The sequence below is a fragment of the Agrobacterium sp. 10MFCol1.1 genome (assembly GCF_000381165.1).
Lineage (GTDB): Bacteria > Pseudomonadota > Alphaproteobacteria > Rhizobiales > Rhizobiaceae > Agrobacterium > Agrobacterium tumefaciens.
This window is the reverse complement of the sequence record NZ_KB906074.1, coordinates 163927-177433: the sequence shown is the minus strand read 5'-3', so window position 1 is coordinate 177433 and position 13507 is coordinate 163927. Positions and strand designations below refer to the sequence as shown.

Sequence of the window (13507 nt, the reverse complement as noted above, 5' to 3'; positions counted from 1 at the left end):
GACCGATCCGCACGGAATTCTTTTGCCGTTTCTTTAGCGCAAGATGCGCTGCGGTGCAGCATAAAAATCGGATTACCAGACGTCAAATCAACGAAACGTCGCACCGCGGGAAGATCAATTGTGCAGCGCTACCGACCAGCGCAACAGTGGCGGCAACGGTGTCCACCAGCCGGTGCGAATGCCGGCTTGCCGCAGCATGGCGGCAGACCACGTGTTGCAGCCGGCCAGCGCATTGAACCAGCCATTCGCCTCGAAAAATCCATCCGTCAGGCTGTAGGAAGCACCGGGTATAAGCTGAACTTTGTCATTGTCCCGCAGGAAGCTCGCACGAATGCCCGCCACAAGTCGCTGATATCCCGCTTCGGAAATGCGAAGGCGCTTCACCCCGGCAAGGTCGGCGGGAAAATCCCCAGTCACATCCACATGCATCACAGACTGGTCGAGTGTCAGAGAGCGCACGACTGGCATCGGCTTCAGGTCGGCCCATGTCGGCGTCTGTATGTAAAACGACCGGCCACCCCAGCCGAACACCAGATAGGCAGCAGCCGGATGGTTGACCGCGATACCGCCCTCCTGCAATTCGGAAAAGACCCGACGCAGATCGTCATCAACAGGCAGGGCGATATCGGTATGGATCGGATTGGATAACAGCAATATCTCGCGATCCCTCACGCCGCTTGTTTCATCGGCAAAAAAGGGTCGCGGCACGACGGTGCCGAGCACAAGAAGCAGGATGATCAGCAGCAGGCCACCGCCGATCCACCTTGTGATAAATCTCACCACGAAACGCCGTCAGAACAGGAAATAACGCTGCGCCATCGGCAGCACCGTCGCCGGTTCACAGGTCAGAAGCTCGCCATCGGCGCGCACCTCATACGTTTCCGGGTCAACCTCGATATGCGGGGTCAGCGAATTGTGGATCATCGAGGCCTTGGAAATACCGCCGCGCACGTTCTTCACCGCCATCAGCTTCTTGGCAACACCAAGACGCCCTGCAATGCCGGCATCCAGCGACGCCTGACTGACAAATGTAACCGAGGAATTGGTGCGCAGCTTGCCATAGGCGGCAAACATCGGGCGGTAATGCATCGGCTGCGGCGTTGGAATGGAGGCATTCGGATCGCCCATCGGTGCCGCGGCGATGGAACCGCCGAGCAACACCATTTCCGGCTTCACGCCGAAGAATGCCGGGTTCCACAACACCAGATCGGCACGCTTGCCGACTTCGATGGAGCCGATCTCATGGCTGACGCCCTGCGCGATGGCCGGGTTGATGGTATATTTGGCGATGTAACGGCGGACGCGGAAATTGTCGTTTTCGCCGGTCTCGTCCTTCAGACGGCCGCGCTGGCGCTTCATCTTGTCAGCTGTCTGCCAGGTGCGGATCGCCACTTCACCGACACGGCCCATGGCCTGGCTGTCGGAGGAAATGATCGAGAACGCGCCGATATCGTGGAGAATATCCTCCGCCGCGATGGTTTCCTTGCGGATGCGGCTTTCGGCGAACGCGATATCCTCAGGGATGGACGACGACAGGTGGTGGCACACCATCAGCATATCCAGATGTTCGGCCAGTGTATTGATGGTGTAGGGCCGCGTCGGGTTGGTGGAAGACGGGATGACGTTCGGATTGCCGCAGACCTTGATGATATCAGGCGCATGGCCGCCGCCTGCCCCTTCGGTGTGGAAGGCATGGATGGTACGGCCCTTGATGGCGGCAACCGTGTCTTCCACGAAACCGCTCTCGTTCAGCGTATCGGTGTGGATCATCACCTGCACGTCATATTCGTCAGCCACCGTCAGGCAATTGTCGATGGCGGCGGGCGTCGTGCCCCAGTCCTCGTGCAGCTTCAGCGATGAGGCACCGGCAAGGATCATCTCTTCCAGCGGCGCGGGCAACGAAGCATTGCCCTTGCCCGCCAATGCGAGGTTCATCGGGAAAGCGTCGAAGCTCTCGATCATCCGCTCGATGTGCCACGCGCCGGTGCAGGTGGTGGCAAGCGTGCCATGCGCGGGGCCGGAACCGCCGCCCAGCATGCAGGTAACGCCGCTCATCAGCGCTTCCTCGATCTGCTGCGGGCAGATGAAGTGGATATGTGCATCCATGCCGCCGGCAGTCAGAATCTTGCCTTCGCCGGCAATCGCCTCTGTCGAAGGGCCGACAATGATTGTCACGCCCGGCTGCGTATCGGGGTTGCCCGCCTTGCCGATGGCGTGGATGCGCCCGTTCTTCAGGCCCACATCCGCCTTGTAAATGCCGCTATGGTCGACGATGACGACGTTGGTGATGACGGTATCGACAGCGCCTTCGGCCCGCGTCGCCTGGCTCTGGCCCATGCCGTCGCGAATGACCTTGCCACCGCCGAATTTCACTTCCTCGCCATAGGTCGTGTAGTCCTTCTCGATCTCGATGAAGAGTTCGGTATCGGCAAGACGCACCTTGTCGCCGACGGTCGGGCCGAACATGCCGGCATAGGCGGCGCGGGAAATCTTGTAAGGCATGGGTTCAGGCTCCTTCGGACGCGGAGAAAATCGATATGGGAGAAATTCGTGTCAGCCGGCCCTCGTGTGTGAGGGCCTCTACAAGCTGTTTTTCGGCGGCAAACGGATGCCCGTTCCAGCCGTGATGACCAAAGCCCGCAATCGCCACCTCGTCATCGCCGCCGCTCACGGTCTCCAGAACATGGGCGATGGCAAGAAGCCCGGTGCTCGGGCAGACGTAAGGGGCCGGCGCATAGACCTGCAATGCGTGATCAAGCCGCTCATGCACCCCGCGCGGAATGACGAGGTGGCTCTTGCCGGTCTCTTCGGCTAATGCTGCAAAACCGGAGGTATAATCGGCGCAAAAATCGGTCAGTTCGGGCCAGCGAGCGCGGATATCCGGCTCCATCTGCGAAAATTTCGCGGGATCGCGCACCGACCAGATAGCGGAAGCCTGCTGCACCCCGTCATTGTCGCGCCACGCGGCCCCTTCGCTCATCTCGCGGCCGGGCCGGCCGGTGTTGCAAACGGCCACCACATCCGTGCGGCTGCCGCCAGCGCCCAGCGAACGGCAATCGTTGAAGCGGATGACAATGTCGGAAAGGTCGATGAGATCAGCCACGCCCTGCGGCATTTCTCCGTTTCCGACAATCATGATCCGCCGCCCCATACCGTTCAGAAACCTTCGGACAACTGGCGCAATTCATCAGCGCGCTTGTTGCTCATATCGGCCAGGCATGAGGAAACCAGCATCGGCTCCATCGTGCCGCCACGCGCCTGAAACCCGAAGGCATCACAATTGGCATCGCGAAACGCCACCCAGGCACGCTGGGCGGCAACCAATGCATCAACGGCACCCTTGCCGCTCTCGTCTGCCGTCTTGTCACGCTCGGCAAGCTGCTTGCGGACCTTCTGGTAGGCGGCGTTCAACTGCTTGTCGGCCTTTTCGTAATCCTTGCCGGCGCAGATTGTCATATCGGCCTGCGTTTGCGGCGAGGTGCAATCGGGCGCGTCATCGGCAAATGCGGAAGACGCCGCAAGAGACAGCAGGACAGCCGCACCGAAACAGAATTTTTTCAAAGTCATGGCCATCACTCAGGCAGCCGCGCCATCGAAAGCCTGTGGCTTCAGCGCACGCGGATCGACACCATCAAGGCAATTGGTATTCACCGCCACCATCGGCGTCCCATCCGGCCCATCGGCATAGGCAAAACTCTCAATGCCGCAGGTGGAGCAGAACAGATGATGGATCTTGTGCTTGTTGAAGAGATATTCCGTCAGCTTGTCGTCGCCGGAAAGCAGGGTGAATTTTTCGCGCGGCGCAAAGGCAAGCGTCGAGCCCAAGCGCTTGCAGCGCGAGCAATTGCACACGACCGTGTGGTCGAGATCGGCATCGACCTCGAAGCTCACGTCGCCGCATTGGCAACTTCCGTGATAATGTGCCGTCGCCATCTCATAACCTCCCCATGATCTGTTGACGAAACCCGTAAACCTCACGCTTGCCGGAAAGCGGCACCAGCGTCACTTCCCGCTTCTGGCCGGGTTCAAAACGAACCGCAGTACCAGCCGGAATGTCGAGACGCATGCCGCGCACCTTATCGCGGTCGAAGACAAGACCCGCATTGGTCTCGAAGAAATGGTAATGGCTGCCCACCTGAACCGGCCGGTCACCGGTATTGGCCACCTCGATCGTCACCGTCGGCTGGCCGGCATTGAGTTCGATGGTGCCCTCTGCGGCAATGATTTCGCCTGGTTTCATGGTGCTCCCCTTTGTCTCTCTCAAGCAGCGGTGGCTGCCGCGCAGCCTTCAGCCTTCAGCACCCGTGTCTTCGATGCCGGATTGTTGACGATTTTGGCCGCCGGGCGGATGGGCCTGCGAACCAGCTCGCCGCCGCAATTCGGGCAGGCGCCTTTGAGCACATCGGTCGCGCAATCGGCGCAAAAGGTGCATTCGAACGAGCAGATCATCGCATCCCGGCTGTCGGGGGCAAGATCACGGTCGCAGCATTCGCAATTGGGCCGAAGCTCCAGCGCCATATCGTCCCCTCAGCGTATCGGTTCGTGAACGGTCACAAGCTTGGTGCCGTCGGGAAATGTTGCTTCCACCTGCACATCATGGATCATGTCGGCGATGCCTTCCATAACCTGATCGCGGGAAATGACATGCGCGCCGGCTTCCATCAGGTCGGCCACCGCGCGACCATCGCGGGCGCCCTCGACAACGAAATCGGTAATCAGCGCAATCGCTTCCGGGTAATTCAGCTTCACGCCACGTTCCAGCCGGCGGCGCGCCACCATGGCGGCCATGGAAATCAGCAGCTTGTCTTTTTCTCTCGGAGTAAGGTTCATCGTCGTCCCGCAGCTTTCGCACCTGCCCCGCAAAACACAGTGTTTCGGGGGCTGATCCGACTTGTTTGACAGACCCCGGAAGGTCGCCTGTCGCGGGCGATCCGGAGCTTTACAGATTCCAGACTTTCGGCACTGGCGCGCCGTTTCGCAAGAGCGAAATGATCGGAAAAAGTATTTTTCTAAGGGAGAAGCCGTCCGCGGCGGACACGCGCACGACAAGCTTGCCCTGCCATTCGCTGGCGCCGCCGCTTTCCCCGGCAATAGCCCGGATTTTAGGCAAAAGCGCCTCGGCCAGAGGCCCGATATAGAGAAGCGTGGCAAAGGCCACCTGCCCGGCAAGCACCGCCGGTTTTGCAGTCAGCTCCGCCACTTCTCCCGCAAGCAGCAGCTCTTCGGCATGTACCAGCCGGCCGCCATGGCGAATGCGCCAGCGATCCCGGAACAGGCCATGCTGCATCGCTTCGCCCATGGCCTGACGCCCGAGCAGCACGGCTTCGACGGCGATGAATTCGGAGGTTGCGTCGAGATCGGCTTCCAGCCTGCGGGTCAGCGACGCCCGGTCGAAAAGAATGGTTTCCTGCGGCAGCCAGTGCAACCGGGCGCCCGGCCCTGCGGAAACGCGGGCGGTGACGGTGGCGGTTCCGGAGGATGCCTTGTAGACCTTCTCGCAGGCCTGCGTCGTCACCACCAGCGAGGTGCCGGCCCCGGCAACAGCCTGCCATTCCATTTCATCTCCGCCGGTCAATCCGCCGGAGGAGTTGATGAGGATGGCCTCGATCTCGTTGGAAAACGTATCCGGCAGGCGGATCTTGGCGCAACCTTCCTGGAACAATTGGTCCAGCCGGCTGCGCCCTTCGACAGCCTTGGTTACAATGCGTCCTCTGCCACGGGCGCGCTGCTGCCGGGCAGGTTCGCCGTCTTCGAGACCGGAAGGGCGGATGGCTTGCTGTTCTGGCTGCACGCGGTCTCCGAAACGGTTGCGGAAGCGGACCCGGCCTTGGCGCCGCAATCTTTTTTGACGACGGCATCCACCACCATCTGTCCTTCCGTGTTGCGGAAGAAATCCCACATTCTTTCCGCCGCATCAACCGTGCGCGTCACTTCGCCTGTGGGCATCTTGCGCTCCACGGCAGGTTCCGCCTTCGGCGTCTGCTCGCCACCCGGCTTGCGGGTAAGGACCGCCGACGCTGCCAGCACTTCCGCCTTCATGGTGGCGCGCGGCCAGGCATGGTCCCAATTGTCAATGACATAGGACTGGATACGTGCCCCGCCCTTACAGACGTCATAGGAATTGACGGTGAAACTCTCGCCCGGTCTGGTTTTCGCGCCGCCCTTGCAGCCGTCCATTTCCGCCCAGCGTTTCAGCGCCGTCTCGCCGCCATATTGCCAGTAGGACTTGCCACCGCCCTGATAGGGATTGGCCGGATCCTTCAGACCCGCAAAGGCGATGATCGACATCGGCCGCGCCGGCTTGCAGCTTGCCGCATCCGGTCCCCATTTGCCCTCGGTCTCCAGCGGATAACCCGCGCGCAACGATGCAACGAAGCCGGCAGCGGTGAAATCCGCGCTACCATTGCAGATGAATTGCGACAGCATGCGCCCGCCGCCGGAATAACCGGAACCGTAAAAGCGCTCCTCATCCACGCAGAACTTGCCTTTCACCATGGCAATTGCATCGCGAATGAAGCTTACCTCATCCAGCCCGCCGGGACGGGTGGTAACACCAGGAACATTCCAGGCATGGGTGCCGGGCAATTCGCCATTGAGGCTGCCCGCCAGCGCCACCACCATCAGGCCGTCGCGCTCGGCAAGCTTGTCCCAGCCGCTGCGGTTCAGCTGTCCGTGCGGATTGCTGTTGGAGCCGTGGAAATCGAACACCACAGGCACCGGTTTTTTTCCGTCATAGGCGGATGGAACGAAATAAACGCCTTCGCGTTTCTGACCACTGGAAAGAATGGAAAAATCATGCCTGCCCGGTTCCACGCCGGGTTGAGCAAGCTGACCGCAGGTCGAGGCCGACGCTGCGACACTCGCGCTCGCGCAGATCGCAAGACCCAGAAACAGGGTGCGGGCGGAGCGGAACAGCCGGGCAGCCCGGCCAAGGGCAAAGTCTTGATGCATTGACACGCCTTTATTGGGCACGGTTTCCCCGACGATACGTCGGACGCGCGTGGAATGTAAGGGATCAACTATCGCCGCGTGCGAATAGACTTCGTCTGTGTCTCGCATGCAGCATTTCCGCTGCCAATATCACAGGCGTTTATTCAATGAAATGCTAAAATTGCGCATAAAAGCCATGCAGACACGCATAGACTTTCAAAATATTAATCGGCCGTTTGCACGCCGTGATCGGCGTGCGTGGCTTCTAGTCTCGATTTATACTGTCAGATGGCGACGCGCCTCGGGCGTATCCAGCGTTTCGGCAAGCCCCTCATGCACAATTTCGCCCCGGTCCATGATGTAGACATAGTCGGCAAGCTCACGGCAGAAATCCAGATATTGCTCGACCAGCAGGATCGCCATACCGGTGGAATCCCTGAGATATTTGATTGCGCGGCCGATATCCTTGATGATCGACGGCTGAATGCCTTCGGTCGGCTCATCGAGAACGAGGATTTTCGGCCGCGTCACCAGCGCCCGGCCGATGGCGAGCTGCTGTTGCTGGCCACCGGACAGGTCGCCGCCGCGTCTGCCCAGCATGGATTGCAGCACCGGAAACAGGCTGAAAATATCGTCGGGAATGAAACGCTCCTTGCGCGGCAGCGGCGCATAACCGCTTTCAAGGTTTTCCTGCACGCTGAGCAGCGGAAAGATTTCACGCCCCTGTGGCACGTAGCCGACGCCGCGCTTGGCCCGGTGGTAAGGCGCAAGCCCATCCAGTGCCGCCCCTTCAAAGCTGATCGACCCGCCACTGATGGCATGCTGGCCGGTGACCGCGCGCAACAACGAGCTTTTGCCCACGCCGTTTCGGCCGAGAACACAGGTGATCTTGCCCATCTCCGCTTTCAGCGACACGCCCCGCAGGGCTTGGGCTGCGCCATAGTGGAGGTTGATGTTTTCGACGTTCAGCATGGTGCAACTCCATTGATGCTTTGGTGGGCGGCGCTACCCCCCTCTGCCCTGCCGGGCATCTCCCCCACACGGAGGGAGATCAGATGCCGTTCCCGCTCGTCCCATCGCCTACTGGTCTTGGGGCAGGGTGTTAGCCGCTTGCCGATCTCCCCCCTTGTGGGGGAGATGCCCGGCAGGGCAGAGGGGGGGTAAAGCCGCAGACGCTTCCATCACCGTCCCAGATAATTCTCGATCACCTTCGGATCGCTGGACACAAAATCGATCGACCCTTCAGCCAGCACCGAGCCCTCGGCAAGACACGTCACCTTCACGCCCAGCTCGCGGATGAAGCCCATGTCGTGCTCCACCACCACGACCGAGCGGGTCTTGGCGATTTCCTTCAGAAGCACGGCGGTTTCGGCTGTCTCCGCGTCCGTCATGCCGGCCACCGGCTCGTCCACCAGAAGCAGCTTCGGCTCCTGCGCGAGCAGCATGCCGATTTCCAGCCACTGTTTCTGGCCGTGCGAGAGGTTGGCCGCGAGATCGCCGCGGCGGTGGCTGAGACGCACGGTGGCGAGGATTTCCTCGATACGCGCCTTGTCCTCCGCCGTCAGCCTGTAGAACAGCGTGGCGAAGACGCCGCGTTTGCGGTTCAACGCCAGTTCCAGATTGTCCCAGACGGTATGGCTTTCAAACACCGTTGGCTTCTGGAATTTACGCCCGATGCCCAGCTGGGCAATGTCCGCCTCGTCCTTTTTCGTGAGGTCGATGCTGTCTTCGAACAGCACCGTGCCGGTATCCGGCCGGGTCTTGCCGGTGATGATATCCATCATCGTCGTCTTGCCGGCGCCATTCGGACCGATGATGGCCCGCAGCTCGCCCGGCTCAACCACGAAGGACAGGGAATTGAGCGCCCTGAACCCGTCGAAGGAAACGGAAACACCGTCGAGATAAAGCAGGCTTTTGGTTCTGTTTTCGGAAACCGTGTTCATATCAGCCTCACTCCGCCGCCTGTTGCGCCGCTGTTGCAGCACTGTCATTGCCCGGTTGTCCGGCCGCACTTGCCGCCCGCGCAACACGCTTTTCGCGCCGGCCGACCAGATAATGCTGCACGGTGCCGACGATGCCCTTGGGGAAGAACAGCGTCACCGCGATGAACAGCCCACCCAGCGCAAACAGCCAGAATTCGGGGAAAGCACCGGTGAAATAGCTCTTGCCGCCATTGACCAGCAGCGCGCCGATGATCGGCCCGATCAGCGTGCCGCGCCCGCCGACTGCGGTCCAAACCACCACCTCGATGGAGTTGGCGGGGGAGAATTCGCCGGGATTGATGATGCCCACCTGCGGCACGAACAGCGCACCGGCAATGCCCGCCATCATGGCCGAGACGACGAAGGTAAAGAGCTTGATGTTTTCCACCCGGAAACCGAGGAAGCGCACCCGGCTTTCGGCATCGCGCACGCCCACCAGCACCTTGCCGAATTTGGAATTGACGATGCCGGATGCAATCAGCAGCGAAAGCGCCAGCATCACGGCCGTCATCGCAAACAGCACGGCACGGGTGCCATCCGCCTGCACGGAAAAGCCGAGAATATCCTTGAAATCGGTGAGACCATTGTTGCCGCCAAAACCCATGTCATTGCGGAAGAAGGCAAGCAGCAGGGCGTAGGTCATGGCCTGCGTGATGATGGAGAGGTAGACGCCGTTGACGCGAGAGCGGAAGGCGAACCAGCCGAACACGAAGGCGAGCAGGCCGGGCACCACCAGCACCATCAGTGCTGCAAACCAGAACATGTCGAAGCCGTGCCAGAACCACGGCAGTTCCTTCCAGTTGAGGAACACCATGAAGTCAGGCAGCACAGGATGGCCGTAAACACCACGCGTGCCGATCTGCCGCATCAGATACATGCCCATGGCATAACCGCCGAGCGCGAAGAAGGCGGCGTGGCCGAGCGAGAGAATGCCGCAATATCCCCAGACCAGATCAAGCGCCAGCGCCAGCAGCGCGTAGGCCAGATATTTGCCGAGCATCGACATGATGTAGGTCGGGATGCGGAACGCGCTGTCAGCCGGCAACAGCAGATTGGAGGCGGGCACCAGCACGGCGATGGCCAGGATGATGCCGATGGCGATGGAAATGCGCCGATCGAGCGCGCGCAGGAGGAAGCCGGTAATCATGCTTCGATCGCCCTTCCCTTGAGTGCGAAGAGACCACGTGGCCGCTTCTGGATGAACAGGATGATGAGAACGAGCACGAGGATCTTGCCGAGCACGGCGCCCACCGTCGGCTCAAGGAACTTGTTGAGCACGCCGAGCGACAGCGCACCCACGAGCGTTCCCCAGAGATTGCCGACCCCGCCGAATACCACCACCATGAAACTGTCGATGATGTAGCTCTGGCCGAGATTGGGCGAGACATTGTCGATCTGCGACAGCGCTACCCCGGCAAGGCCGGCAACGCCGGAACCGAGCGCGAAGGTGAAGGCATCCACCCAGGGCGTGCGGATGCCCATGGAAGAGGCCATGCGGCGGTTCTGGGTCACAGCGCGCATCTGCAAGCCGAAGGCGGAGCGCTTCAAAAGCACCAGCAGCGCGAAGAAGACGGAAAGCGAGAAACAGACGATCCACACGCGGTTCCAGGTGAAATTGAGGTAACCGACGCTGAAGGAGCCGGACATCCAGCTCGGGCTGCCGACCTCACGGTTGGTCGGGCCGAAGATGGAACGCACGCCCTGTTGCAGGATCAGCGAGATACCCCAGGTGGCGAGCAGCGTTTCCAGCGGTCGCCCGTAGAGATAGCGGATGACTCCGCGCTCCATGATGAGGCCGACGCAGGCTGTGACCAGAAAGGCGGCCGGCAGGGCAATCGCCAGTGACCAGTCGAACAGGCCGGGGAAATGGCTGCGGATCAGCTCCTGCACCATGAAGGTGGAGTAAGCGCCGATCATCACCATCTCGCCATGCGCCATATTGATGATGCCCATGACGCCGAAGGTGATGGCAAGTCCGATGGCGGCCAGCAGCAGCACGGAACCGAGCGACAGGCCGTACCAGATGTTCTGCGCGTAGTCCCAGATGGCAAGGGAACTCTCGATGCTCGAAATCGCCTCGTCCACATCCGGCTTCAGGCTCGGATCAACCGTGGGCGTCGCCGCCATCAGAATGCTGATCGCATCGCGCCCGCCAAGCGCCTTGATGGTGGCGATCGCTTCTTTCTTCACCTCGAGGGGGCGGTCGGAAGAGAGCAGCGAGACAGCCCGCGCCTCCTCCATCCGCGTCCGCACCTCTTTGTCGGCTTCCTTGGATATGGCCGCTTCCAGCAATTCCAGATTTTCGGCACTGGGGGCTTTCAGAACCGCATCGGCGGCGGAAAGCCGCACCGAGCGTTCCGGACTGAGCAACGTCAGGCCGCCCATCGCGGCGCGGATGACGCGACGCAGATTGTTGTTGACCCTGATCTTGGTAACCGCCGCCTTCGGCGCTTCGCCAGCGCTTTCGCCGGTCAGCGGATCGATGAGCGTGAAATTGGAACCCGACGGCTTGGTCATGAACACCAGATTGTCGGCCTTTCGCACGTAAAGATCGCCTGATGCAAAAGCCTCAAGCGCCGGCACCACCCGCGCGTCGCCGGTGGCAGCAATCTGGCCGATCAATGTTTCGGCCTGCTTGAAGTCAGCCGTGCCGAGCTGGTCGATCAGCGCCTTCGGATCGCTCTGCGCGAGGGACTGGGCGGCGATCCCCAGGGTGAGCCAGAGGAAGATGGCTCCGAGAAAAGATCGGATCGTCATGTCGGGTTCCTTGGAGCGGTTTGCGACTCTGCGGTTGCGTGTGGCACGACCTGAATATGCGGCTTCACCCCCCTCTGCCCTGCCGGGCATCTCCCCCTCAAGGGGAGAGATCGACCCGTGGCAAGGTCCCGTCCATCTCGACGTTCAAGGATGAAATGGCGGGAGAGCATCTTGCCGATCTCCCCCCTTGAGGGGGAGATGTCCGGCAGGACAGAGGGGGGTAATTCTGGCTCAGTTTGTAAACAATCCGCCCCTCCAAAGAGGGGCGGCGTTCGTTTCCTTATCAGCTACCCTTGCCGCCGCACTTACCGGTCGCAACGTTGAAGTTGCCGCAGGACATCGGCTTGCGCCAATCCGAAATCAGATCCTTCGAGTCAGGCAGATAATCCGACCATTCGTCACCCACGACCTGTGGCGTCTGCTGCACGATTTCGAACTGACCATCGGCCTGGATTTCACCGATCAGCACCGGCTTGGTGATGTGGTGGTTCGGCATGACGGTGGAGTAACCGCCAGAAAGGTTCGGCACGGAAACGCCGATGATGCTGTCAAGAACTGCGTCCGTATCGGTCGTACCTGCGGTTTCGACAGCCTTAACCCAGGCGTTGAAACCGATATAGGCGGCTTCCATCGGGTCGTTCGTCACGCGCTTGTCGTTCTTGGTAAACGCATGCCAGGTTTTGATGAATTCGGCGTTGACCTCGGTATCGACAGACTGGAAGTAGTTCCAGGCGGCAAGGTGGCCGACCAGCGGCGCGGTATCGAGACCGGCAAGCTCTTCTTCACCGACCGAGAAGGCGACGACCGGAATGTCCTCGGCCTTGATGCCCTGGTTCGCAAGCTCCTTGTAGAAGGGCACGTTGGCGTCACCATTGATGGTGGAGACAACGGCGGTCTTCTTGCCGGCCGAGCCGAACTTCTTGATGTCGGACACGATCGTCTGCCAGTCGGACTGGCCGAACGGCGTGTAGTTGATCATGATGTCCTCTTCCTTGACGCCCTTCGACATCAGGTAGGCCTTCAGGATCTTGTTTGTGGTCTGCGGGTAGACATAGTCGGTACCTGCCAGAACCCAGCGCTCGACGCCTTCGGTCTTGGCGAGATAATCGACGGCCGGAATGGCTTGCTGGTTAGGCGCTGCACCCGTGTAGACGATGTTGCGGGAGGATTCTTCACCCTCATACTGCACCGGGTAGAACAGCAGGGAATTCAGTTCTTCGAAAACCGGCAGCACGGATTTGCGCGACGAAGATGTCCAGCAACCGAAAACGGCCGCGACCTTGTCCTGCGAAATCAGCTGGCGGGCCTTTTCGGCAAACAGCGGCCAGTCGGAGGCCGGGTCGACCACGACGGCTTCGAGCTTCTTGCCGAGAACGCCGCCCTTCTTGTTCTGCTCGTCGATGAGCATCAGCATGGCATCCTTCAGCGTCGTCTCTGAAATCGCCATGGTGCCGGAAAGAGAATGCAGCACGCCTACCTTGATCGTATCGTCGGCGGCAAATGCGCCATGGAAGGCGGTGGTGGACATGATTGCGCCGAGCAGCGCGGCGCTAAGCGTCTTGCGGAATGTCATCGGAAGAACCCCTCTCCTTGTTTAGCCCTCATGGGGCTTCAGCGGCATCGTTGACCGCTGCTGGAAAGGACTATCGATCTCGCGGGCGAGAAACCGTATACGTCAATTGACGTAGGCGGGGTGGCGAAAGCTGCAGGGAGTGTTGGGGAGAGGGAAATCCGGCCGGGGCAATCGATGTGAAACTTGGCGTTTCAACTTGCTTCTTCTCCGGCAGGCAAGACGAGAGCGGCGCGGGTCGAGGGTGCGAGGTCGGAGACAGACTGAG

The 13507-nt window shown here is 60.7% G+C and carries 15 protein-coding genes; all 15 read right to left on the bottom strand.

Annotated elements, in window-relative coordinates:
• Positions 1 to 114: 114 nt before the first annotated feature.
• The gene (locus F617_RS0109175) at positions 115 to 783 is read right to left on the bottom strand and encodes a TIGR02117 family protein (protein ID WP_019565117.1); all 669 of its coding nucleotides are present in this window, start codon (positions 781 to 783) and stop codon (positions 115 to 117) included.
• A 9-nt stretch (positions 784 to 792) separates the two neighbouring features.
• Complete coding sequence (gene ureC / locus F617_RS0109170) at positions 793 to 2502, bottom strand: urease subunit alpha (protein ID WP_019565116.1); 1710 nt, start codon at positions 2500 to 2502, stop codon at positions 793 to 795.
• A gap of 4 nt (positions 2503 to 2506) precedes the next feature.
• The gene (locus F617_RS0109165) at positions 2507 to 3151 is read right to left on the bottom strand and encodes a hypothetical protein (RefSeq protein ID WP_026330755.1); all 645 of its coding nucleotides are present in this window, start codon (positions 3149 to 3151) and stop codon (positions 2507 to 2509) included.
• Between the two features lie 5 nt (positions 3152 to 3156).
• Complete coding sequence (locus F617_RS0109160) at positions 3157 to 3567, bottom strand: lysozyme inhibitor LprI family protein (RefSeq protein WP_003513903.1); 411 nt, start codon at positions 3565 to 3567, stop codon at positions 3157 to 3159.
• Between the two features lie 9 nt (positions 3568 to 3576).
• Positions 3577 to 3933, bottom strand: a complete 357-nt coding sequence (locus tag F617_RS0109155; RefSeq protein ID WP_003513905.1) for a GFA family protein — start codon at positions 3931 to 3933, stop codon at positions 3577 to 3579.
• A 1-nt stretch (position 3934) separates the two neighbouring features.
• Positions 3935 to 4240, bottom strand: coding sequence for an urease subunit beta (locus F617_RS0109150; protein ID WP_003491734.1), 306 nt, complete (start codon positions 4238 to 4240; stop codon positions 3935 to 3937).
• Positions 4241 to 4260: 20 nt separating this feature from the next.
• Entirely contained in the window at positions 4261 to 4518 is a 258-nt protein-coding gene (locus tag F617_RS0109145; protein WP_019565113.1) for a DUF1272 domain-containing protein, read from the bottom strand.
• Between the two features lie 9 nt (positions 4519 to 4527).
• Positions 4528 to 4830, bottom strand: coding sequence for an urease subunit gamma (locus tag F617_RS0109140; RefSeq protein WP_003513909.1), 303 nt, complete (start codon positions 4828 to 4830; stop codon positions 4528 to 4530).
• A gap of 109 nt (positions 4831 to 4939) precedes the next feature.
• Entirely contained in the window at positions 4940 to 5791 is an 852-nt protein-coding gene (locus tag F617_RS0109135; protein ID WP_003513912.1) for an urease accessory protein UreD, read from the bottom strand.
• Entirely contained in the window at positions 5698 to 6951 is a 1254-nt protein-coding gene (locus tag F617_RS26935) for a PHB depolymerase family esterase (protein ID WP_019565111.1), read from the bottom strand. The genes F617_RS0109135 and F617_RS26935 overlap by 94 nt, the downstream gene beginning before the upstream one ends.
• 255 nt (positions 6952 to 7206) lie before the next feature.
• Positions 7207 to 7902 (bottom strand): urea ABC transporter ATP-binding subunit UrtE, encoded by a 696-nt coding sequence (urtE, locus tag F617_RS0109125; protein ID WP_003513916.1) that lies wholly within the window; start codon positions 7900 to 7902, stop codon positions 7207 to 7209.
• Positions 7903 to 8111: 209 nt separating this feature from the next.
• Entirely contained in the window at positions 8112 to 8873 is a 762-nt protein-coding gene (gene urtD / locus F617_RS0109120; protein WP_003513917.1) for an urea ABC transporter ATP-binding protein UrtD, read from the bottom strand.
• Positions 8874 to 8880: 7 nt separating this feature from the next.
• Complete coding sequence (gene urtC / locus F617_RS0109115; RefSeq protein ID WP_003513919.1) at positions 8881 to 10059, bottom strand: urea ABC transporter permease subunit UrtC; 1179 nt, start codon at positions 10057 to 10059, stop codon at positions 8881 to 8883.
• Positions 10056 to 11669 carry an urea ABC transporter permease subunit UrtB gene (gene urtB / locus F617_RS0109110; RefSeq protein ID WP_026330754.1) on the bottom strand — a complete coding sequence of 538 codons (1614 nt, stop codon included), beginning with the start codon at positions 11667 to 11669 and terminating at the stop codon, positions 10056 to 10058. Before urtB ends, urtC begins: the two co-directional genes overlap by 4 nt.
• A gap of 283 nt (positions 11670 to 11952) precedes the next feature.
• On the bottom strand, positions 11953 to 13242 hold the full coding sequence (gene urtA / locus F617_RS0109105; RefSeq protein ID WP_003513924.1) for an urea ABC transporter substrate-binding protein: 1290 nt from the start codon (positions 13240 to 13242) through the stop codon (positions 11953 to 11955).
• Between the last annotated feature and the right edge of the window lie 265 nt (positions 13243 to 13507).